Genomic DNA, 22,505 nt, shown 5'->3' with positions numbered 1-22,505 from the left:
AACCGAATTCGATTCGGTTACTGTGGCGGCAACCGTGATCCACGACACCCTCGGAGCTGAAGCATGAAGCGGGAACTCTTCGACGCCGACCACGACCTCTTCCGCGAGGCCGTGGCCGAGTTCCTCAAGCGGGAGGTCGCGCCCTTCCACGACCAGTGGGAGAAGGACGGCATCGTCCCCCGCGAGGTCTGGCTCAGGGCGGGCGAGGTCGGCCTGCTCGGGCACGGCGTCCCCGAGGAGTACGGCGGCACCGGCCTGAAGGACTACCGCTACAACGTCGTCGTCAACGAGGAGGTGTGCCGGGCCCACGCCAGCGGCCTGGGCGTCACCCTCCAGAACGACGTCATCGCCCCCTACCTCGTCGACCTCACCGACGACGAGCAGAAGCGGCGCTGGCTGCCCGGCTTCGCCAGCGGCGAGATCATCACGGCCATCGCCATGACCGAGCCCGGCACCGGCAGCGACCTCCAGGGCATCCGCACCTCCGCGGTCCGCGACGGCGACGAGTGGGTCATCAACGGTTCCAAGACCTTCATCACCAACGGCATCAACGCCGACCTGGTCATCGTGGTCTGCCAGACCGACCCCGGGGCCGGGGCGCAGGGCTTCTCCCTCATCGTGGTCGAGCGCGGCACCCCGGGCTTCGAGCGGGGCCGCAACCTCGACAAGATCGGCATGAAGGCGCAGGACACCGCCGAGCTGTCCTTCCAGGACGTGCGGGTCCCGGCGGCCAACCTCATCGGCCAGGAGGGCCAGGGGTTCATCCACCTGCTCCAGAACCTGCCCCAGGAGCGGCTGTCCATCGCCGTCTGCGCGACGGCCTCCGCCGAGTACATGCTCCGGCACACCATCGAGTACTGCCGGGAGCGCACCGCCTTCGGCCGCCCTATCGGGCGGTTCCAGAACACCCGTTTCGTCCTGGCCGAGTTGGCGACCGAGGTCGACATCGCCCGCACCTACGTGGACCGGGCGGTGACCCTGCTCGACCGGGGCGAACTCACCGTCGAGGACGCCGCCATGGCCAAGTGGTGGACCACGGAGCTGTGCAACAAGGTGATGGACCGTTGCCTGCAGCTTCACGGCGGGTACGGGTACATGATGGAATACCCGGTGGCACGGGCCTGGCAGGACACCCGCGTGCAGACGATCTACGGTGGCACCACCGAGATCATGAAGGAGATCGTGGGGCGCGGCCTGGGCCTGTGACCGGACCACCCCCGTCCAGAAGGGTCGAGTAGGTCATGAGCGGTGCGTGGGACGGCCTCATCGTCATGGGCCTGCTGGTCGTGCTGCTCGTCATCGGCGTGCGCAAGCTGCGGCCCAGGGTCCACATCCCCTGGAAGACCAGCGCGATCGTGGTCTTCTTCGTCTTCATGTGCCTGATGCTGTGGGCCTGGTCCTGGCGCTGAGCGCTCCGGCGGGGTTCCCGGGCCCCGGAAGGGGTGTCTGGCCCGGGCCGGGTCAGTAGTCCTCCTCCTCTTCCTCCTCGCGGCGCCGGGTCGCGGGGTCCGCGGGCCCCGCGCCCGTGGCCCGGCGCAGCAGGGCACCGCCCGCCTGGGGCAGGATCAGGACGCTGAGCATCCCGGCCGCCACGATGGCCGCGGCGTGGGCGCCGTCCAGCGCGCCGTCGCGGGTGCCGATGGTGGTCAGGACCGTGAGCAGCGGCAGGGCGGTGGCCGAGAACAGCACCAGCGCGGGGCGCTGGTCGTCGGGGACGTCCCCGCGCGAGAACACGTATTCGGGCCCGCCCCGGACCAGCAGGAACGCCGCCAGCAGCACCGGCAGGAGCAGCAGCAGGAGCGGCTGGGCCAGCAGCGAGGCCAGGTCGAAGCGCACCCCGGTGATCACGAAGAAGACAGGGATGAGGAACCCGAAGCCGATGGCGTCCATCTTGGCCTCCACCTGCTCCGCCTCCTCCCCGTGGTTGATGGTGATCATGAGCTTGATGACGACCCCCGCCGCGAACGACCCGAGCAGGGCGTCCAGTTGCAGGGCGGACGCCACCCAGACCAGCGCCACGATCACCACCATGCACAGGCGGACCGCCACCTGGGCGCTGGAGCCCAGGGTCGCCCGGATCAGGCGCGCCCACCGCTCCGAACGCGGCCGGGTGGCCGCCCAGGCGCACGCCCCGGCCAGGGCGAAGAAGACGGCCAGCAGCAGGGTGCCCTGCCAGGGCCGGTAACCGCTGAGCAGCAGGGCGATCAGCACGATCGGCCCGAACTCGCCCACCGAGCCCGAGGCCAGGAACCGGGTGCCGAACGCCCCGCCCAGCGCCCCGGAGTCGCGCAGGATCGGCAGGACCGTGCCCAGGGCGGTCGTGGTCAGCGCCAGGCCCACGATCAGCGCGGTCCGGGACGCCCCGAACACCGCCCAGCCCAGGCCCAGCCCCAGGGCGACCGAGCAGGCCCAGGCCAGCAGGGCCCGGTTCAGCGGCCTGCCCTTGATCCGCCGGAAGTCGATCTCGTACCCGGCCATGAACATCAGCAGGGCCAGGCCGAGGTCGGCCAGCAGGGTGATCGTCTCGTTCTCCTCGACCAGGCCCAGCACCGAGGGCCCGAGCACGATCCCGAAGCCGATCTCCAGCACCACCGAGGGCACGATCACCCACCGCGCCAGCCGGTCGCCGAGCAGCGGGGCCAGCAGGGCCGCCACCAGCAGGGCCAGGAGCATGCCCATCGTGCCGAGTTCCACGCCGTCCATGTCCCCCCGATCCCCGGGCCCCCGTGCCCCGGACGTGGGAACACTACGTCCGGGGCGGCCCGGGACGGCGGGGACACGCCCGCTACCCCCAGGGGTCGAAGTCGATGCCCGCGGGTTCGGCCCTGGCCAGCGCGCCCGGGAACGAGCCGTCCCTCAGGTCGAGCTGGGCGCTGCCGAAGTCGGCGGAGGCCAGGATGTCACGGATGCCGGGCGGGAAGTGGTCCCAGCCGACCAGGTCCGGGTACTGCCAGACGCCGTAGTGGTTCTCCGGCGGGTCGTCGTGCCCGGCGGCGAACCGGAAGGCGTGGGTGGACGCGCCGTCCTTGTGGTAGACGATCTTGGGGTGGGTGCCCTCCCAGAGCACGCGGTCGGCCGGGCGGGTGTCGTAGTCGCCGTGGGCCGACGCGGACACGTAGCGGGCCTGGCCGCCGAACACCCACACCACGACGTGCTCCAGGTCGTGCCGGTGGCCGCAGCAGCCCGGCAGCACCTGGTCCTTCTCGAAGTACAGCGCGTACATGTACGCGCACCAGCCGCTGGGATCGCACTTGGACCGGGAGTAGGAGTTGGTGTTGTCCAGGTCGGACCGGTCGCGGCAGTTCCCGTTGAGGGCGCCGGTGGTGTTCAGGCCGCCGTTGAGGGTGCCGTCCGGGCCGATGGCGGGGGTCGGGTAGCAGCCGTCGGTGTCGTAGTCGAAGGCCGGCTGCCACCGGCCCTCCTCCGCGGTGTGGGCGGCGGGCAGCGCCGCCGGGGGCGCGGCCAGGGCGATACCGGGGGTGACGAGGACGAGTGCGGCGGCCAGGGCCAGGGCCCGGCGCGCCATGCGGGAGGGTGCGCGTTGCGGCAAGGGGGTCTCCTCTCGGTGTCCGGCACAGGGGGCGTGCCGACGACCGGAACGCCGCACGGGGGTCACGCGGTCACCCTGGGTGAGCACGCGGGGCGCGGGCCGTGCCGGTCGGAGTCGATGACACCAGGGCCGGCGCTCCCCGCGCAACGGGGGCAACGCGGAGTTCTCCGGGTGTTCGGAACCGGGGCGGAGTGTTCCCCGCGCGTTCGGCGCGGGGAACGTTCACAGGCGGCCGGAGTCGATGATCCGCTGGAGGAACCGCCGCGTGCGCGGCTCGCGCGGGTCGCCCAGCACCTGCTCGGGCGGCCCCTGCTCCAGGACGCGCCCGCCCTCCAGGAAGCACACCGTGTCGGCGACCTGGCGGGCGAACCCCATCTCGTGGGTGGCCAGCAGCATGGTCATGCCGTCCTCGCGCAGCCCCCGCACCAGGTCCAGCACCTCCCCCACCAGCTCGGGGTCCAGGGCGCTGGTGATCTCGTCCAGCAGGAGCAGCCGCGGCCCGTTGACCAGTGCCCGCACGATCGCCGCCCGCTGCTGCTGGCCGCCGGAGAGCCGGTCGGGGTACTCCCCCGCCTTGTCGGCCAGGCCCACCCGGTCCAGCAGCTCCCGCGCCTTCTCCTCGGCCTCCCGGCGCTCGCGCCGGTGCACCCGGCGCGGGGCCAGGGTGACGTTGTCCAGCACGGTCATGTGCGGGAACAGGTTGAACGACTGGAACACCATGCCGATCCGGCGGCGCACCCGGTCCGCGTCCACCCGCGGGTCGGTGATGTGCTCGCCGTCCAGGTGGATGGTCCCGTCGGTGACGGGCTCCAGCAGGTTGGCGCAGCGCAGCAGGGTGGACTTGCCCGAGCCGGAGGCGCCGATGAGCACCACCACGGCGTGCTCGGGCACGTCCAGGTCCAGCCCGTCCAGCACGGTGTCGCCGCGGAACTCCTTGCGCACCCCGCGCATGCGCAGCACCGGGGCGGGTCCCTCGATCCTGGCCGTCCGGTCCAGTTCGCTCACCGGGCCCCCTCCGCGGACTGGCGCCGCGCCGCCCGCAGCGTCACCTGGTCGGTGACCGCCACCAGCGGGACCGCCATGAGCACGAACAGCACCCCGGCGACGATGTACGGCGTGAAGTTGTAGGTCTGCGCGGTGGCGATCTGCGCGGCGCGGATCGCGTCGATGGGCCCGGCCAGCGAGATCAGGCCCACGTCCTTCTGGAGCGCCACCATGTCGTTGAGCAGCGGCGGCGACACCCGCCGCACCGCCTGGGGCAGCACCACCCAGCGCATCGCCTGCGTGTAGGTCAGGCCCAGGGACCGGGCCGCCGCGATCTGGCTGGGGTGCACCGACTCGATCCCGGCGCGGAACACCTCGGCGATGTAGGCGCCGTAGGTGACCACCAGCGCGATCCCGCCGAGCACCAGCACGCTCGGGGTGTTCTCCAGCCGCAGCCCGGGCACCCCGAACGCCATCAGGTACAGCACGATGATCAGCGGGGCGCCGCGGAAGCCGTAGGTGTAGGCGGTCGCCAGGGCCCGCAGCGGGAAGAACACCGGCCCCCGCAGGGTGCGCAGCACCGCGGCCAGCAGGCCGACGGCCAGCGCGCCCAGGGCGCAGAACACCAGCAGCCGCACGTTGAGCCACAGCCCGGTGAGCACCGCGGGCAGGGCCTCCGCCGCCACCTCGGGGTCGAAGAACGTGTCGCGCACCCTCTCCCAGCCGGGAGAGCCGACCACGACGGTCACCAGGACGGCGCCCAGCACTGCGGTGGAGACCGCGCCGACCAGCACCGAGCGAACGCTCTGGCGGCGGCGCAGCGCGGCCCTCTCCGCTTCCAGGGCACTGGGAACGTGCACGGGGACGTGTGCCGCCACGTCAGGCCAGCTCGGGGGCGTCCGCGGCCTCGGCCAGCCACTCCTGCTCCAGCTCGGCCAGGACCCCGCGCTCGCGCAGGGAGTCCAGGGCCCCGCTGACGCAGTCGGTCAGCGGCGAATCCAGGTCCAGCACCAGGCCGAACTGCTCGGCGGCCTCCTCGGTGCGGGGCAGCTGCCCGACGATGACGGCGTCCTCCAGTTCGGCGGAGGTGATGTAGAACGCCGTGGGCAGGTCGAAGACGACCGCGTCCACCTGGCCGTTCTCCAGCGCCTGCTTGGCGTCGTCGTTGTTGTTGTAGACCAGCGGCTCGGTCCGCGGGTCCACGGTCTCCACCAGGGTGTCGTAGCTGGTGGTGCCGACCTGCGCGCCGATGGCCAGGCCGGCCAGGTCGTCGGTGGACTCCGCCTCGGCGGCCTCGGAGTCGGCCAGCGCCACGACGACCTGGCGGACGTCGTAGTAGGGGCTGGAGAAGTCGACGGCCCGCGCCCGCTCCTCGGTGATCGAGAACTGGTTGATGTCGAAGTCGAATTCCTTGGGGCCGGGCTGGATGGCGCTGTTGAACGCCACCGTCGTCCAGGCGACGTCCTCGGCGCTGTAGCCCAGTTCCAGGGCGACCGCGTAGGCGACGGCCGACTCGAAGCCCTCCCCGTTGGAGGGGTCGTCGTCCACGAACCACGGCGGGTAGGCGGGGCTGTCGGTGCCGATGGTGAGCACTCCCTCGGTGAGGGTGGGCAGGCCGTCGGGGGTGCACTCGACGGCGGCCCCACCGCCGGATCCGGGGTCGGCCTCGTCGGCCGGGGTGCAGGCGGTGGCCAGCAGGACGGCACCGGCGGCGACGGCGCCGAGCGCGGGCAGGTGGCGGGAGGTCATCGGCTCACTCCGCGGGGAGGGGGACGGGGAATGCCGTACAAATTACCTACCTCACCGGGGGTGAATCCAGGTCTTTTGCGTCACGGAACGCAGAGCGTCCGACCGGTCACCCGTCCGGGGGTCAGGCGAGGGGTTCGGCGTCCCCGTCCTCCACCGGCGCGTGCATGGGCATCTCGAACCAGACCGCCTTGCCGTCCGGGGTCGGCCGCGATCCCCAGCGGGTCGCCAGCTGCTCCACCAGGTACAGGCCCCGGCCGCCCTCGTCGTCCGCGGCGGCGCTGCGGATGCGCGGCAGGCGCAGGTCGTGGTCGAAGACCTCCACCCACACCCGGGAGGCGCCCTTGCGCAGGCGGAGCAGGAACTCCTTGTCGTCGTCCTGGGCGTCCGCCTCGTCGGCCTCGGCGACCTCGTCCAGCAGGTCGCTCCAGTCCTCGTCGAACTCGTCGAAGGCGGGAGTGCCGTCGAACGGCGTCTCGGAGTCGCGCACCCCGGTGTCGGTGAACTCGCGGTGCACCGGGTGCGGGGTGGCGTGGATGACGACGTTGGTGACGATCTCCGAGACCAGCAGGCAGGCCAGCTCCGACTGGTCCCGGTCCATCCCCCACTCCTTGAAGGTGTTGGCCGCCAGGTGGCGGGCCTCGCCCACGGTGGAGGCCTCGGAGGGGAACCAGCCCTCGCGCAGCGCCAGTTCGTCGGAGTCGGTGCGCACGACCAGCAGCGCGGTGTCGTCGTCCAGCTCGCCCGGAACGCTGTGCACCGCCGCCTCGGCGATCTGCTCCACGTCCTTGTCCGCGACCTCGGAGACCCGATCGGTGAGCCTGCGGAACGCCCGCTCGGGGTCCCGGGCGCCGCCGACGGGGGTCCGGTCGACCAGGCCGTCGGTGTACAGCAGCAGCGTGGCGCCGGTGGGCAGCCGCAGCTCCGCCTGGTGGTAGACGACGTCCTCGCCCGCGCCGGCCTTGGCCCGGGTGCCGAGCATGCGGTCGTTGACCTCCAGCTCCAGGGCCTCGACGGACTCGGAGGTGATCAGCAGCGGGGGCGCGTGCCCGGCGTTGGCGTAGGAGAGCTCGCGCGACCAGGCGTCGTAGACCATGTACAGGCAGCTGACGCTGGGGATCCAGGTGCCGCCGTCGACCGGGCGGCCCAGGCGGCGCACCCACTCGTCGAGCTCGCGCAGGATGTCGGCGGGTTCGCGGTCGGCCTGGGCGAAGGCCCGCAGGGCGGCGCGCAGCTGCCCCATGACGGCGGCGGCGTGCGGGCCGCGGCCCTCGACGTCGCCGATGACCAGGCCCACCCGGCCGGCCGAGAGCGGGATGACGTCGTAGAAGTCGCCGCCCACCTGTGTCTGGATGCCGTGGCCGTACGCCTGTGTGGGCCCGGCGGGCAGGTAGCGGGAGGCGATGGTGAGCCCGTCCTGGGGCGGGAAGTCGCTGGGCAGCAGGCTGTTCTGGAAGGCCAGGGCGGTGGTGCGCTCCTCCTCGAAGAGGCGGGCGTTGTCGATGGCCAGCGCGACGCGGGAGGCGATGGCGCCCACGAGGTCGCGGTCGAAGCCGCCGTAGGTGTTCTTCTGGCGCGGGGACAGTCCGGACAGGGCCAGGGTGAGCACTCCCAGGACCTCGCCGCGGGCGCGCAGCGGGGCGGCGATCGCGGAGGTGACGCCGACCTGCCGGGAGACCATGTCGGAGCGGCTGCTGGGGGAGTTCTCGAAGAGGTAGTCGCTGCTGACGACCGTCTCCAGCCGGCGCAGCGCCTGGGTCACGAAGTGGCGTTCGGGGTAGCGGACCTCGTCCCCGACGTCGAACCAGGTGTGGGGCGGCGGCGTCCACCCCTCGGCGTGCACCGAGACCCGTCTGACCAGCCGGTCCTGCTCGTAGAGGTCGATGAAGCAGTGGTCGGCGAACTGGGGCACCAGGATGCCCGCGACCCCGCGCACGGTGGAGTCGAACTCCAGGGAGCCGGCCAGCCGGCTGCCGATCCGCTCCAGCAGGCCGTACTGCTCCTCGACCCGGCCGCTGCGCAGCGCCTCGCGGGCGATGAGCGTGATGCCGTCGATCTCGCCGTCCTCGTTGCGCATCGGCACGGCCTGGGCGCGGACGTGGATCCAGGTGGAGTCGCCCTTGAGGACCGCGAACGTGCCCTCCCAGGGCTCGCCGCGCAGGACGCGGCGGGCCAGCTGGGAGGCGTGCTCGCGGTCGGACTCGTGGATGCCGATGTCCAGCAGGGAGAGCCCGACGTAGTCGCGGCCGCCGACGAAGCCGAAGAGCTCGCGTGCGAAGGGGTTCCAGTAGCGCAGCAGGCTGAACCGGTCGATGACGACGATGGCGATCTGCGCGCGGTCCACGACGGCGGCCGTGGCGAGCGCGTCGCCTTCGCGGAAGGGCTCACCCCACCGTGTCATCTAGCCGCCACCTCGCCGTCATGAACTGCAAGCATGCCCGCCCCGGATCACCCGAACGACCGCACCTTGCAGCGAGCGTAGCAACACCGTCAACGTTCTCGCAGCGCAATGTGACAATCCTGATGAGCAACGGGTCCCCGTCGTCACGGCTTGGCGACGAAGATGTGCCCGGCGATCGCCGACGTGAGGTCGGTGCCCCCGCCGTCCTCGGCGAGCACCCGTACCCCGTCGTCGGTGGCGCGCAGCACGACCTCGCGCTCGGGCTGCACCCCCGCCTCGCGCAGGGTGCGCATGACGTCGGCGTCGGACTGGATCTGCTCGCTGATCCGGCGGACGGTGACGGTGGTCTCGGGCCCCGAGGCGACGTCGACCATCGGCACGATGGACTCGTCGGTGAAGGGCTCGGGCGAGTAGTCGTCCAGGCCCAGCTCGTCCAGCGCCGGGATCGGGTTGCCGTGGGGGCACACCGAGGGCGCGTTGAGCAGCGTCACCAGGCGCTCCTCCACGGCCTCGGAGATGACGTGCTCCCAGCGGCAGGCCTCGATGTGGACGTCCTCCCAGGGCAGTCCGATGACGTCGACCAGCAGCCGCTCGGCGAGCCGGTGCTTGCGCATGACGTGGGTGGCCAGCCTGCGGCCCTCGGCGGTCATGACCAGGTGCCGGTCGTTCTCGACCCGCAGCAGGCCGTCGCGCTCCATGCGGGCCACGGTCTGGCTGACGGTGGGGCCGCTCTGGTGCAGGCGCTCGGCGATCCGTGCCCGGAGGGGGACGATGCCCTCCTCCTCGAGCTCGAATACCGTCCGGAGGTACATCTCCGTGGTGTCGATCAGCCCGTGTGCGGTCAAGACTCCCCTCCCATGACTCTGCGCCCGGCGCACGGTCACGGCGGGCACGGCGGGTCTCTCACAACACAGGTCGGGGCGATGCGATTCCCGGGAGCCGAGTGGGGACCGGGGTGTCCGCGCGACCGCGGGAGCGACCACCGAATACCGCAAGCATATCGTGACGGCAAGGACCCGAAATTCCGTACGGACCCGGCCGTAGGGCCCGGTTCCGCGTCAGCCCCGGGCCAGGTGCTCCGCGGTCTGCGCGCTCGCCTTCGCGAACAGCGCCGCGGTGTCGGTCCCGTCCAGGGCCAGGCCGAACCGCTCGGACAGGACCTCGGCGAGCGCCGCGGCGTCGGGGAGCAGGACCGTGTTCTTCCCCACCGGCGCCAGTTCGGTCAGGGCGTTGCCGCGCAGGGTGAGGGAGCCGTCCGGGAACGGGCGCTGGACGACGAGGGTGCGCACGAACACGGACTCGGGCGAGGTCGCCTTGGCCCGGTGGTACGGCTCGAAGTAGGCGGCCGGCCGCGGCTCGGTGTCCAGCAGGTAGCCGGGCACCGCGGCCCTCCCGTGGTGGCCGATCCACCAGGTGGTCCCGTCGCCCCCGGGTTCGACGGTGTACGTGAACGGCCCCTGCCGGTACCGGCCCGGCTCCAGCGGCAGCGGTTCGAGGAAGCCGTCGCCGAGCCCCGCGTCCACCACCCACAGGCGCCCGTCCGCGCGCACGAGCAGGGCCAGGTGGTTGGCCCACTCGGGCGGCTCGGCGTCGCGCGGGCCGACGGCGCCGCGCACCCGGGTCACCTCGAGGCCGATGTCCTCCAGCACCAGGGCCAGCAGGGAGTTGAGCTCGTAGCAGTAGCCGCCGCGCCGACGGCGGACGATCTTGTCGAACAGGTCGTCCGGGTGCAGCGAGGGGACCAGCCCCGCCTGGATGTCGAGGTTCTCGTAGGGCACGGCGCCCAGCTGCGCCCGGTGCACCGCGGCCAGGGTGGCCGCGTCCGCCCGGACCGGCCCGGTGTGGCCGATCCGCTCCAGGTAGGCCCCGATGTCCATGTGCTCCCCCGCTCCGTGCCGGTGCCGACGCGGCAGGCTATCCGGGGGCGGCGACGTCCCGGAAGCGCTTTTCCGGTCCGGGTCAGGGGGCGAGGCGGTCGATGTCCCAGGTGTCGTCGCCGGTGCGCAGGTAGCGGAAGCGGTCGTGCATGCGGTCGGCGCCGCCCTGCCAGAACTCGACCTCCCGCGGGACCAGGCGGAAGCCGCCCCAGTAGGCGGGGCGGGGGATCTCGGTGTCGCCCGGCCAGACCGTCTCGAACTCGCGGTAGAGGCGGTCCAGCTCCTCGCGGTCGGCGACCGGCTGGGACTGGCGCTCGCTGGCCCAGGCGCCCAGGCGGGAGCCGCGCGGGCGGGACGCGAAGTAGCGGTCGTTCTCGGCGTCGCCCAGGCGCTCCACCCGGCCCGCGACGAGGACCTGGCGGCGGATGGGGTGCCAGGGGAAGACGACGCTCGCCCGGGGGTCGGCCTCCAGGGCGACGCCCTTGCGCGAGGTGTAGTTGGTGAAGAAGCGCAGGCCCCTGCGGTCGTAGCCCTTCATCAGCACCGTACGGGCCCGGGGCATGCCGTCGGGCTCCACGGAGGCCAACACCATCGCGTTGGGCTCGGCCAGGCCCGACTCGTGGGCCTCCTCGAACCACAGGTGGAACTGGGTCATGGGGTGCTCGGCGAGGTCGGCGCGGCGCAGGGGCGCCCCCAGGTAGGGTTTGCGCAGCTCGGCGGGGTCTGTGCGGTCCACAGGGGGCATCTTCTCTCGCCGGGGCCCGCCCGCGCCACCCGGCCGCGGCGACGTGCGCGTCACACGCAGTGGGGGCCGGGGTCGACCGTGGACGGGCTGATCCGCCCGCAGGCCGCCACCACGTGCTGGCGGGAGTCGTCCGTGCCGCGCGGACCCACGACCACGAGCTGCACCATCCGCGCGTCGTACCAGTTGCCCCGGGCGGGCTCGCCGAACGCGATGTGCCCCGAGACGGCGGACAGCCCCGCCGTGTTCTGGATGCGCTCCACGAGGGCGTCGCGCTCGGCGTCGTAGGCCGCGTCGTCGCCCAGGAACGGCGGCCCGTCGCCGCCGGGCACCGGGTGGTCGACGCCGCGCAGCGCCCGGGAGAACACGGTGACGGCGTCGGCCGCGACGGCGGCGTGGGCCATCGAGGGCAGACCCCCGTCCGCGGCGTCGGCGCCGGCCTCGGCCTCCTCCTCGTCCCGGTCGTCGTAGACCTCCTCCGTCAGGGCCTCGGCCTCGGCGTAGAACGAGCGCTCGCTGCCCTCGGTGTAGCGCCCCCAGGCGCCGCTGGCGGCCAGCGGCGTGTAGAAGACGGGGTACCCGTCGGCCCGGCCGATGGTCTCGGCGTGGTCGGTGACGAACTTGGCGATGTCGTCGCCGCCCAGCACGTCGATCCCGGCCTCCACGCACATCCCCTCCTCCTGGAGGAGGCGGTGGAAGTCGGCGAAGTCGGTGGAGCGACCCGCGAAGTAGATGAGGTCGGGCGGGTCCTGGGCGCACACCCGTGCCAGGTGGTCGGCCTGCGACACCTCCCCCTGCCGGTAGGGCAGCACGCCGGGGACGACCGCGCTGGAGCCGTCGGCCAGGCCCACCGCGGGCGGGAGGCCGCCCTCGGGGTCCTGCCAGGGCCGCCCGCCCAGGGCGCGGAAGGCGGACATGAACCGCACCGCCAGGTGGGGCCCGTAGCTCTCCCCGCTCTGGTTGTCGGCGATCGCCACGGCGGTGCGCGCCGGCCCCAGGGCCGGGGGGTCCTCCCCCTCGGCCAGGCCCGCCCCGTCCCATGCGACCCCCTCGTAGACCCAGGAGGCGGCCTGCTCGGCGATACGGGAGTTGGCCGGGGCCAGCGGGAAGAAGTACTGGCCGTACTTGCCCGACGCCTCCAGGGCGATGTCGTCGAAGGTCGCGGTGGTGCCGATCATCGGGATGCGCGCGGCGCCCAGCACCCGGATCGCCTCGGTGGTCCCCTGGAGGCTCTGTCCGAACCCGAGGGCGGCGATCGGCCGGTCCATCCGGTCGCGGGTGCGCTCGGACCGCTCGACGACCATGCGCGCGGCGTCGGCGGCGTGCGACCAGCCCTGGCCGGTGCTGACCAGCAGGATCTTGATGCGGGGCAGGGAGGCGTCGGCGGACTCGTTGTGCTCGGCCTGCCGGTGGGCGATCCCGAGCAGCTCCCCCTGGACCCCGGCCAGGGTGAGGTCGGAGGCGGAGGTGGTGCTGAGCGCGCCGAAGTAGGCGACGGTGACGTGGGGGGTGCCGCGCCCGGCGGCGTCCACGGCCGCGTTCTGGTCGCGGATGAGCTCGGTGACCTCCTTCAGCCGCTCGTGGAAGACGAAGCCGCCGAAGGTGACGCCGTAGCAGTCCTTGCCGTCCTGCTCGATGCCGACCGGCTCCCACAGCCAGTTCTGGACGCACGGGTTGAAGGGGGCCATGGCGGTGGGTCCGAGCCCCCAGGCCAGGGAGAGGGCGAGTACCAGGGACAGGGAGGTCCCCCCGGTCCAGCGCCGGGCGAGGGCCGCGGCCGTGGGCACCGTCCGGTCGGCGGGGGTGCCGGCGGTGGGGTCGGCGGGCACCCCGGGGACGGCGAGCCGCAGGGTGCGGGTGACGCCCAGGACACCGGCGGCGTGGCGGGCGCGCCGCCACAGGGACACCTCCTCCTGGCGGACGGTGGTCTCGGTGCCCGGCAGCGAGGGGTAGCGGGCCGCGTCGACCGCCGGGGAGACCAGGGAGGCGGTGCCGGGACCGCGGACCTGGACGATGAGCAGGGGGTCGGGCAGGGTGCGGCGCACCCGCTCGTCCTCGATGAGGCGGACGAGGTAGTGGCCGACCCGGTCGAGGCGGTCCTGGTCGATCAGGAGGACGGGGCGCAACACCCGGCCGCGCCGCGGCCGCAGCGGCCGGTGGACGCCGCCGTGGGTCTCGGCGAGGTCGTCCAGCAGGGCGTTGACGGCCAGCCGGTGGACGGCGGGCAGCGGCTCGTACTCGCGCGGCGCCTCGGGGGACACCGGGTGCGGAGCGGTGGCGGCGGCCGGGGGCTGCTGCGGCTCCCGCGCGGGCAGCCGCAGCAGCAGCTCCCACCACAGGCGTGTCTCCGCGGGCGCGGGGGCGGGGGCCGCCTCCGGGTCGGCGGCCTCGGTCTGGTGCAGGCGGCCCTCCCGGTCGGCCTCGCCCTTGAGGAGGTTGAGGACGTGGATGCCGCGGTCGCGGTGCCCGCGCAGGCCCGTCTTCTCCTCGTAGTCGGCGTGCTCGTCGAGCCACCGGTAGGCGCGCCAGGGCAGGACGAGGAAGGGCGCCAGGGAGCCGTAGACGATGAGCAGCAGGACCGCGGCGGATCCGGCGATCCAGTTGTTCACACCCTGGAGGGTCTGGCCGAACAGGGTGTCCGGCCCCAGCCCGCCCAGGGCGGTGGCCAGGCCGAAGGCGCCCAGCAGGGGCGGGGCGAAGGCGCCGAGCACGCCCATGATGAAGGAGACCGGGGTGAGCAGCACGGCGTCGAGGCGGCCGAAGGTGATGCGGGTGCTCAGCCCGGCGAGCCGGATGGCGCTCTCCCGGGCTATGCGCAGGTAGGCGGCGAGCCAGCGCGGGACGGACCGCCTGCGGCCCTCGCGGCGGGAGGCCGAGCGCAGCCGGCCCAGGGCGGCCACCACGTGGATCTGGGTGCGGCGGTCGGTGTCCAGTTCGAGATCGCCGCGCCCGGTGATGCTGCCGCTCATGCCCTCGTGGATGGAGGCGCGGTCGCAGGCGCGCAGCCGGAGCAGGGAGCGCAGGCGGGCGAACCGGGGCGGCGGCGGCGCTGTGCGGGACCCCTCCGGTTCGGGGAACCCCTGGTCCGCGGCGTCGAGGAGCCGCTCCACGAGGTCGTAGAGCTCGTCGGTGGTGGCCCAGGGCTCGGGGTCCCCCGCATCCGGAGGAGCGGGCGCGCCCGGGACGGGCAGCCGCAGCGGCGGCTGGTTGCCGCAGCGTTCGACGAGGGCGTCCAGCAGGGCGCCGCGGTCGGCGGCGTCGTCCAGGACGAGGTCGAGGGCGGGCGGGGGTTCGGCGAGGTCGCCGCGCTGCACGTCGCTATGCGCGCGGACCCTGCGGCGGCGGGCGGCCCGCCGCTCCATCCGGGCCAGCCGCCCGGCGTACCCCCGGTCGGGGCGCTCGCGCAGGGCGTCGAAGACGGCGAGCAGGCGGCGCGCCCCGTCCCCGTCCGCGGCCGCGGTGTGTTCGGGGGCCGCGGGGGAAGCCGGGGATCCGGTCGTCTCGGACACGCGCGGGCACCTCGTCATGGTCGTGGTCTCTGGCGGCTGCTCCCCCCGAAGCGCCCTCATTAGACAACAAAGGGTGCCCGTATTCCACGCTTTCAGACCCGATTGCCACTGGCCCATACCGGCCGCGCCGACGGGAACCGCCAGGGATTGTGACGCGCCGATCCCTTCTCACGTATTTTCACGTGCGCGAATAACACCCCTGACCGGCCGCGTCACCGCCCCCGCCACTACTCTGGGGACCGTGACCGAGATTCAGATTCCCGCGAACCTCCTGCCCTCCGACGGCCGATTCGGCAGCGGCCCCTCCAAAGTCCGCCCGGCCCAGCTGGAGGCGCTGGCCTCCTCCGGCTCCCGCTACCTGGGGACCTCGCACCGGCAGAAGCCCGTGAAGTCCCTGGTCTCTCGGGTGCGCGCCGGGATCTCCGACCTGTTCTCCCTGCCCGAGGGGTACGAGGTCGTCCTCGGCAACGGCGGCACCACCGCCTTCTGGGACATCGCCGCCCACGGCCTGCTGCGCGAGAAGTCCCAGCACCTGTCGTTCGGCGAGTTCTCGAGCAAGTTCGCGAAGGTCGCCAAGGGCGCCCCGTGGCTGGCCGAGCCGACCGTGATCGCCACCGACCCCGGGACCCACGGCGAGGCCGTCGCCGAGGCCGAGGTGGACGTCTACGCCCTCACCCACAACGAGACCTCCACCGGTGTGGCCGCGCCCATCGCGCGGGTGGCCGGGGCCGACGAGGACGCCCTGGTGCTGGTCGACGCCACCAGCGGCGCCGGCGGCCTGCCGGTCGACATCTCCCAGACGGACGTCTACTACTTCGCCCCGCAGAAGAGCTTCGCGGCCGACGGCGGCCTGTGGCTGGCCGTCATGTCGCCCAGGGCGCTGGCCCGGGTCGAGGAGATCGCGGCGAGCGGCCGGTACATCCCCGAGTTCTTCTCGCTCACCACCGCCGTCGACAACTCCCGCAAGGACCAGACCTACAACACCCCGGCCGTGGCCACCCTGCTGCTCCTGGCCGAGCAGCTGGAGTGGATCAACGGGCAGGGCGGCCTGGACTGGTCGGTGGCGCGCACCGCCGAGTCCTCCTCGATCCTGTACACCTGGGCCGAGAAGTCCGCGGTCGCGACGCCGTTCGTCACCGACCCGGCCAAGCGCTCCCAGGTCGTGGCGACGATCGACTTCAGCGACGACGTGGACGCCGCCGCCGTCGCCAAGGTGCTGCGCGCCAACGGCGTCGTGGACACCGAGCCGTACCGCAAGCTGGGCCGCAACCAGCTGCGCGTCGCGACGTTCCCTGCGGTCGAGCCCGCCGACGTGCAGGCCCTGACCGAGTGCATCGACCACGTGCTCACGCGGCTCTCCTGAGGCCCCCGGGCACCGTCCCGCGCCCGGCCGCACCCCGGTCGCGCGAAGGGGCAGAATGGAGGTCGGTCCGTTTCCCGCGGGCCGACCTCCTCTTTTTCTCCTTTTCCGGACTTCCAGGACGGGTCGACTGTGCGCAGGAACAAGTTGGATTCCCCCATCAAGATCATCTCCCACCGGGGTGCGTCGGGGCACCGGCCCGAGCACACGCTGGCCTCCTACGAGCTGGGCGCCCGGCACGGCGGCGACTTCATCGAGATGGACCTGGTCGCGACCCGGGACGGCCGGCTGATCTGCCGGCACGAGGCCGAGATCGGCGAGACCACCGACGTCGCCGACCGCCCGGAGTTCGCCGACCGGCGCACCACCCGGACCATCGACGGCCGGGAGGTCACCGGGTTCTTCGCCCAGGACTTCACCCTGGAGGAGATCAAGACGCTGCGCGCCAGGGAGCGCCTCCAGGACGTGCGCACGATGAACGCGCTGATGGACGGGACCTACGGGATCCCGACCCTGGAGGAGGTCATCGACCTGGCCCTCTCCCTCACCGCGGAGCTGAAGCGGCCGATCGGGATCTACCCCGAGACCAAGCACCCCTCCTACCACGTGTCCCAGGGCCTGGACCTGGAGCCGCCGCTGATCGCGGCGCTCAAGGAGGCCGGGCTGACCGGGCCGGAGCCGCGGGTGCCGGTGTTCCTCCAGTCGTTCGAGGCCGAGAGCCTGCGCAAGCTCGCCGAGACGGAGCTGCCGCTGGTGTTCCTGATGGGCACCGAGGAGCACTGGCGGCACTACACCACTCCGGACGGGCTGGCCGAGGTGGCGGCGTTCGCGCACGCGATCGGACCGGCCAAGGCGCTGATCGCGCCGGTCGGCGAGGACGGGGACTTCACCGAGCCGACCTCGCTGGTGGACGACGCGCACGAGGCGGGGCTGCTGGTGCACCCGTACACGTTCCGCAGCGAGAACCACTTCCTGCCCCCGGCGCTGCGCTCGGACGGCGACGCGGGCGACTACGGCTCGTTCGCCGCGGAGTACGAGCTGTTCTTCGAGCTGGGCGTGGACGGGGTGTTCACGGACTTCTCCCGGCACGCGTTCCTGGTGCGCGAGCACTTCCTGGAGGCCGGGCAGGCCGCCCAGAACGGCCAGGGCGGCCAGAAGAAGGGCGGCTGACCCGCCGAGGCACCGCCCGAGGGGCCCGGACGCGAAGCCGTCCGGGCCCCTCGCGGCGTTCCCCGGCGACATCCGGCCTGCGGCCCCACCCTTTCGCGGCCCCTCCCGGGTGGCTCCCGTTCTCCGCGGCGCCACCACACCCACCGCCACCACCGGGGAGTGCGGGCACGCCGGGGCCCGCGGCGGCGCCGGCACCAACGCCCCGGCCGGGCGGGCTGCGCCAGGGCCGACCGATCCCGTGGAGTCATCGACCGACCACGGCCCTCCCCGTGCCCACCGTGCCGTATCGCCGGGGGAACGCCTCCGGCCGGTCCACCGACGCCCGTGAAGCGGGCCGTGCGGGCGACAACGCGTGAGGCGGCCCGGAAACCGCACGACCGGGAGGTCCATGGGGGGCGTCGGGGGAAGAGCGCGCCACGAGGCGGACGGTCCCGCAGGGCCCCGGGAGGATGTCCGCGCCGTGGCGGATCCGGAAGAGGGCCCCTCCGCTCCGGCGCTCGGGACGTTCGCCGGCACCGGAAGACCGCCCCGGATCACGGCCCGCGTCCGCAGCGCGAACGCACGCCCCCTGCCGGGACATCGGCCGCACGGCTCGAAAAGCACACCGGGTTTCCCGTACCCCCTTCACCGGGGATGACTGGTCGCACGAGTCCGACCAGAACAACCGGGGGAACGGGAGTGGAATACCCGACAAGATCCCGATGCCTTTTTCGAGTTCTTCCGATTCACCTCATGCGGCCGGGGCCGGCCGCGAGGTGGATGTGGTCGACATGGTCCTGGGTGAGATCCCCGGTGTTCTGATGGAAACGCCGGACAGCGTTCCAGTCCCCCACACTGTCCCTCTGCGCGTTCCAAATGTGCCGATCGTAGATCAAACCCTTGACCCCGAGAATTTCATGGTTCTTGATGACATAGTTGATCACCTGGATGGCCATGGCGTGGTTCTCCATCGAGGGGATACCGCCGTACGGTCCCATCATGTAGTCGATGGCCATCCCGTAACCATGGTCGCTGGTGCTCTCATTCCGGTACCCGCCGGCGGAGAGGTAGAAGGCGCCGAACTTCTCGTTCAGGTGTTCGTGGACCGAGCACATGGTCGGGTGCAGTTGACCGAGGTTGGCACAGGAGACCATCTCACCTCCGCCGACCTGGCCGCCGTCCGGCCTGACGTGCAGGGAGTCGTAGTGCGCCTTGCGTTCCATGACGTCGTTAACGTATTCGCCGGAATTGTTGTATCCCCGAATCGCCTGGCGCATCTTCTCGTCGGTCGTGAGGTCGTTCCCACCACTCCTGCACAGGTGTGCCACGGTCGCCGCAGCGGCATCGAAGATATTGTTCGGATCCTTCTCGCCGTTGCCGTCTCCGTCCTGCCCGTATATATTCCACGAGCCGGGAATGAACTGCATGGGCCCGACGGCTCGATCGAATTCCTCGTCCCCGTCCATCTCCCCGTCGTCCGTGTCCTCGATTCGGGCCGTATCGTTGGTGCCGTCGAGCGGGATGCCTATGATCGGGGGGCGGACATTCCCTTCTTCGTCGGCTTCGGCTCCGTCATGCGTTCCGTGCTTGCTCTCCTCATAACCGATACCCGCGACCAGGGACCAGCTCATCCCCTCGCACCCTGGAGCGTACTCGTCGACACCGGAAGCAGCCGCGACGTAGGCGAACAGGACGACGTCCGGGATGCCCGGCACGGAATCCGGGAACTCCTGGAATGAACCATCGGCCTCTTCGGCGATCACGCCGACCAAAAGCAGAACGAAGACCAGGATGAAGGCGATCAGCGCCAGGGGGAGATAGAGAAGCTGCTTCACCTGGGCAGACCCTCCACGAGATCGCTCGTAACCGACTTTCCGTGTTTCTCTTCACGGCGCACGGGCGATCCTTTCGTGATTGCATAGGAGCCCTGAATGTAGTATCTGTAGGCGCCGTAACCCAGGATCACGCCCGTCGAGGAAAGCGGTCCCGCCTTGTCCGAACCCTATAACCCCTGGACAACGCCTGATCAGGACGATGCGGAAGCAGCACGGAAAGCCGCTGCCCACGAATCCGACCAGGCGGATGATACTCATACCACGACCACCGGACCATCTTTCCCCCACCCCGGCGTCCGCGCCCCGGAAGGAGTGGGCCTCCCGCTCCGCGTGTTTCCGCAAAGCGCCAGCGTGTGGTGGGTGGGAGCGCATGGAGGGTCGGGCGAGAGCACCTTCGCCAAACTTCTCCCGGGGTCGGTCGAGAGCCAGCACACATGGCCACAATCGGCCACACCCCTCCCCGGTGGAATTCCGGTGGTGCTAATGGCCAGAACCAACCTCTCAGGTTTGGAGTCCGCCCGGAACGCCCTTACACAATGGGCCTCCGGCACCGTTCCCGGAATCCAGCTGCTGGGACTTGCCCTGGTGTCCGACGCGCCCGGTAAGCTTCCGAAACCCCTGAAGGACTTCGCGCATCTAGTAGGAGGGGGAGCTCCCCGAGTCTGGCGAGTCCCCTGGATGGAACAATGGCGGACCGACCCGCCCACCGCCCCGGATCCACGTGGCATGCCCGCTGAGCTGCGGAAACTCATAAAAAGCGTGCAAGTCCTGATCCAGAAAAGCTAGAGAAAAGATCCGAGACCCGATGAACGAAGCAGTTGTCCTCGCAGCTGACGCAACGTCCCTTCTCCACCCCCTCGCGCTCGGCATCGATGAGGTCACCAGCCAGGCCCCTCCCGGCCTGGACGGCGGCTTCCTCACCATCCTGGGATGGGCCAAGTGGGTCGCCCTGGCGGTCTGCGTCCTCGGCCTCATCGTCGCCGGCGCCGTCATGGCCATCCAGTCCCGCCGGGGCGAGGGCGGCGAGCACATGAGCAAGATCGGCATGGTCCTCGCCGGTGTCATCGTCATCTCGGGCGCGACGAGCCTCGTCTCGTTCCTGGTGAGCTGATCACGGAGAAAAACCGACGATGAGCGACGAGAACCCTTTCAGCCGCCCCTCCTTCATCTTCTCAGCAGGTTTTCTCGCCGCCCTCGTGGTGTCCGGTGTCCTGGTCGCCGTGTGGCCCGACGACGAAGACGAGGCGGGGGCGGACCCGGGAAGCGCGTCCGCCCCCGCCGGTCCCGAGGCGACCTCCTCCCCGGAGGAGGCTCCGGCCACCCCGGACGGGCAGGACAGCGTGTGCGGGCTGGAGGCGCACACGGTCGAGTTCGACATGCTCCTCCCCCTCCTCGACACCACCTGGACCTCGATCGGCGGTATGCGTGCCCCGCAGACGGCCGAGCACGGCCCGGGGGTCGTCGAGGACGGCGGGGCCCGTTACTGCTACGCCCGCACACCGGAGGGGGCGGTGCTCGCCACCGGGAACTTCCTCGCCCTGGCCAACGCCGGGGGCGACCGGATGGACTCCCAGTGGGAGCGGATCGTGGCACCGGGGCCGGGACGGCAGGTGTTCATCGCGGAGATGGAGTCGTCGCAGGCGCCGGAGGGAGGCGGCGGCGGACAGATCGTCGCCGCCAAGGTCGTCTCCTACACCGAGGACGAGGCCCGTATCAGCCTCGCCCTGATGGCTCCCGACGCCGTGTACGCGAGCATGACCTTCGACCTCATCTGGGTGGAGGGGGACTGGAAGATCGTGGTCGACGAGAGCGGGGAGAGCGATCCCCTCTTCACCGTCCTCGAGGATCTGAGCGGTTACACACCCTGGGCGGCGATCTGACGTGTGCGGAATCGATATCGGGTGTCACTTCGACAGGGCAGTGACCAGCATCATGGACGAGATCAAGCAGCAGTTCGCCGACGAGGTCGGAAGCGTCGTCGAGACGATGCTGACCTTCTGGATCGACAGTCCGACCAGGGAACTGGACGCCGGTGACGGCTCCGCCGCCGGCGGGATCACCTCCCCCAGCGGAACCCCGGGGCAGGTGAGCGACATCCTCGGCTACGTCACCTGGATCGGGTTGGGCGTCGCCGTCCTGTCCCTCATCATCCTCGGGGCGACACTGGCCCTGGCCAGGTCGAGGGGCGAAGGCGGCCAGTACCTCAACAAGATGACCCTGGTCATCGGGGCCGTCGCCCTCATCGGCGGTGCGTCCTCGGCCGTCTCGGCACTGATCGGGGCCATGGGCGGCACCTCGGCCGGCGGCGCCGCCGGATTCCTCCAGAGCCGCCTGATGTTCTACGTCGGGGTCGCGGCGATCCTCTCGGTGATCGTGGGCGGCGTGAAGATGGCCTGGGAGCAGCGCGCCCAGCCCGGCAAGGAGCTGCTCAAGTCCCTGCTGACCCTGGTCGTGGTCTCGGCGACCTGCGTGACCTTCGTCAACATCCTCATCGGCCTCGGGGACGAGTTCTCGACGTGGATCCTGAAGGAGGGCTACGGCCAGTCCGACCTCGGCGGGCTCGCCACGGAGTTCCTCGTCATCATGGGCGTCAATTCCTACTTCGGCGGCGGCGGACTCATCATGGTCCTCGTCCTCGGCCTGGTCATCATCGTCATCGGCCTGATCCAGATGGTGCTGATGATGATCCGCGACGGCATGCTCATCCTGCTCACCGGCGTGCTCCCCCTCACTGCCGCGTTCACCAACACGGAGATGGGCCGGTCCTGGTTCCAGAAGGCCATCTCCTGGCTCGTCGCCTTCCTGCTCTACAAGCCCGTGGCGGCGATCATCTACGCCCTCGCCTTCGTCCTGCTACAGGAGCCCGAGGGAGAGGCGGGCCTGGAGGACCTGATGCTGGGCGTCACCATGCTCGCCCTGGCCCTGTTCGCCCTTCCCGCCCTGATGAAGTTCGTGACCCCCATGGTCGGCGCGACCGCGGGCAGCGGCGGCGGGGCAGCCGACGCCGCGACCTCGGCGCTCCCCACCGGCTCCGCGAGCGGCGGAGGCGGCGGGGGCGGATCCGGCGGCGGAGGAGGCGGAGGCCCTTCCGGCGGCAGGTCCGGCGGAGGCGCGACGGGCGCCTCCAACACCAGCGGCGCCAAGCCCGGAGGTATCACGGGCGGCGGCGGAGGCGGCCCGACCACGGGTGGAGGCGGAGGCGGCGCGGGCGCCGCCGCGATGAAGAGCAACCCCAAGACCGCCGCCATCTACGCGGCCGCCAAGGCCGTCAAGGCCGTCGGCGAGGCCAGCAAGAAGGCGGTCGACGAAACCGCTTCCGGAGGCGATGGGCCCAGTGGCAGCCGTAAATGAC

The 22,505-nt window shown here is 71.7% G+C and carries 19 protein-coding genes; 8 read left to right on the top strand and 11 right to left on the bottom strand.

The genetic code is table 11. The features are described from left to right. Positions 1-63 precede the first annotated feature (63 nt). Entirely contained in the window at positions 64-1,206 is a 1,143-nt protein-coding gene (locus ACFVNO_RS01285) for an acyl-CoA dehydrogenase family protein (protein ID WP_355263720.1), read from the top strand. Between the two features lie 35 nt (positions 1,207-1,241). Beyond that, entirely contained in the window at positions 1,242-1,409 is a 168-nt protein-coding gene (locus ACFVNO_RS01280; RefSeq protein ID WP_220564742.1) for a hypothetical protein, read from the top strand. A 52-nt stretch (positions 1,410-1,461) separates the two neighbouring features. Here the strand turns inward: ACFVNO_RS01280 and ACFVNO_RS01275 are convergent, their stop codons facing one another. The 10 genes from ACFVNO_RS01275 to ACFVNO_RS01230 all read right to left on the bottom strand — a co-directional run bounded on the left by ACFVNO_RS01275 (position 1,462) and on the right by ACFVNO_RS01230 (position 14,809). Beyond that, positions 1,462-2,703 carry a cation:proton antiporter gene (locus ACFVNO_RS01275; RefSeq protein WP_355263724.1) on the bottom strand — a complete coding sequence of 414 codons (1,242 nt, stop codon included), beginning with the start codon at positions 2,701-2,703 and terminating at the stop codon, positions 1,462-1,464. An 82-nt stretch (positions 2,704-2,785) separates the two neighbouring features. Next, positions 2,786-3,550 (bottom strand): NPP1 family protein, encoded by a 765-nt coding sequence (locus ACFVNO_RS01270; protein WP_355263727.1) that lies wholly within the window; start codon positions 3,548-3,550, stop codon positions 2,786-2,788. 222 nt (positions 3,551-3,772) lie between these two features. Beyond that, the gene (locus ACFVNO_RS01265; protein WP_355263730.1) at positions 3,773-4,555 is read right to left on the bottom strand and encodes an amino acid ABC transporter ATP-binding protein; all 783 of its coding nucleotides are present in this window, start codon (positions 4,553-4,555) and stop codon (positions 3,773-3,775) included. Beyond that, a complete protein-coding gene (locus ACFVNO_RS01260) occupies positions 4,552-5,394 on the bottom strand; it encodes an amino acid ABC transporter permease (protein WP_355263733.1) in 843 nt (280 codons plus the stop codon). The genes ACFVNO_RS01265 and ACFVNO_RS01260 overlap by 4 nt, the downstream gene beginning before the upstream one ends. A 19-nt stretch (positions 5,395-5,413) precedes the next feature. Continuing rightward, positions 5,414-6,283, bottom strand: coding sequence for an ABC transporter substrate-binding protein (locus tag ACFVNO_RS01255; RefSeq protein ID WP_355263736.1), 870 nt, complete (start codon positions 6,281-6,283; stop codon positions 5,414-5,416). A 121-nt stretch (positions 6,284-6,404) separates the two neighbouring features. Then, positions 6,405-8,681, bottom strand: a complete 2,277-nt coding sequence (locus tag ACFVNO_RS01250; protein ID WP_355263739.1) for a SpoIIE family protein phosphatase — start codon at positions 8,679-8,681, stop codon at positions 6,405-6,407. A 143-nt stretch (positions 8,682-8,824) separates the two neighbouring features. Beyond that, positions 8,825-9,526 carry a metal-dependent transcriptional regulator gene (locus ACFVNO_RS01245; protein WP_355263742.1) on the bottom strand — a complete coding sequence of 234 codons (702 nt, stop codon included), beginning with the start codon at positions 9,524-9,526 and terminating at the stop codon, positions 8,825-8,827. 213 nt (positions 9,527-9,739) lie between these two features. Next, entirely contained in the window at positions 9,740-10,558 is an 819-nt protein-coding gene (locus ACFVNO_RS01240) for an arylamine N-acetyltransferase (protein ID WP_378888301.1), read from the bottom strand. Between the two features lie 82 nt (positions 10,559-10,640). Beyond that, positions 10,641-11,294: a pyridoxamine 5'-phosphate oxidase gene (gene pdxH / locus ACFVNO_RS01235; protein ID WP_355263748.1), complete on the bottom strand. Its 654-nt coding sequence runs from the start codon at positions 11,292-11,294 to the stop codon at positions 10,641-10,643. 59 nt (positions 11,295-11,353) lie between these two features. Next, positions 11,354-14,809 (bottom strand): hypothetical protein, encoded by a 3,456-nt coding sequence (locus tag ACFVNO_RS01230; RefSeq protein WP_378888296.1) that lies wholly within the window; start codon positions 14,807-14,809, stop codon positions 11,354-11,356. A gap of 241 nt (positions 14,810-15,050) precedes the next feature. On the opposite strand from ACFVNO_RS01230, the gene serC reads away from it, so the two are divergent. Then, positions 15,051-16,172, top strand: coding sequence for a phosphoserine transaminase (gene serC / locus ACFVNO_RS01225; RefSeq protein WP_378888293.1), 1,122 nt, complete (start codon positions 15,051-15,053; stop codon positions 16,170-16,172). Between the two features lie 129 nt (positions 16,173-16,301). Further along, positions 16,302-17,339, top strand: a complete 1,038-nt coding sequence (locus ACFVNO_RS01220; RefSeq protein WP_355263757.1) for a glycerophosphodiester phosphodiesterase family protein — start codon at positions 16,302-16,304, stop codon at positions 17,337-17,339. A gap of 725 nt (positions 17,340-18,064) precedes the next feature. Here ACFVNO_RS01220 and ACFVNO_RS01215 read toward each other — a convergent pair. Further along, positions 18,065-19,153 carry a lytic transglycosylase domain-containing protein gene (locus tag ACFVNO_RS01215; protein ID WP_355263760.1) on the bottom strand — a complete coding sequence of 363 codons (1,089 nt, stop codon included), beginning with the start codon at positions 19,151-19,153 and terminating at the stop codon, positions 18,065-18,067. 312 nt (positions 19,154-19,465) lie between these two features. On the opposite strand from ACFVNO_RS01215, the gene ACFVNO_RS01210 reads away from it, so the two are divergent. From ACFVNO_RS01210 to ACFVNO_RS01195, 4 genes are read left to right on the top strand one after another with little or no spacing between them, the layout of a single operon-like run. After that, on the top strand, positions 19,466-19,939 hold the full coding sequence (locus ACFVNO_RS01210; RefSeq protein ID WP_378889170.1) for a DUF6668 family protein: 474 nt from the start codon (positions 19,466-19,468) through the stop codon (positions 19,937-19,939). Positions 19,940-19,958: 19 nt separating this feature from the next. Continuing rightward, positions 19,959-20,264 (top strand): hypothetical protein, encoded by a 306-nt coding sequence (locus ACFVNO_RS01205; protein ID WP_220564730.1) that lies wholly within the window; start codon positions 19,959-19,961, stop codon positions 20,262-20,264. Between the two features lie 19 nt (positions 20,265-20,283). Continuing rightward, a complete protein-coding gene (locus ACFVNO_RS01200) occupies positions 20,284-21,033 on the top strand; it encodes a hypothetical protein (RefSeq protein WP_378888288.1) in 750 nt (249 codons plus the stop codon). 40 nt (positions 21,034-21,073) lie between these two features. Continuing rightward, positions 21,074-22,504, top strand: a complete 1,431-nt coding sequence (locus ACFVNO_RS01195; RefSeq protein ID WP_355263770.1) for a hypothetical protein — start codon at positions 21,074-21,076, stop codon at positions 22,502-22,504. Position 22,505 lies beyond the last annotated feature (1 nt).

Source organism: Nocardiopsis sp. NPDC057823 (genome assembly GCF_042797335.1).
Lineage (GTDB): Bacteria > Actinomycetota > Actinomycetes > Streptosporangiales > Streptosporangiaceae > Nocardiopsis > Nocardiopsis changdeensis.
The sequence above is the reverse complement of the archived record's forward strand: the minus strand, read 5'-3'. Positions and strand labels throughout refer to the sequence as shown.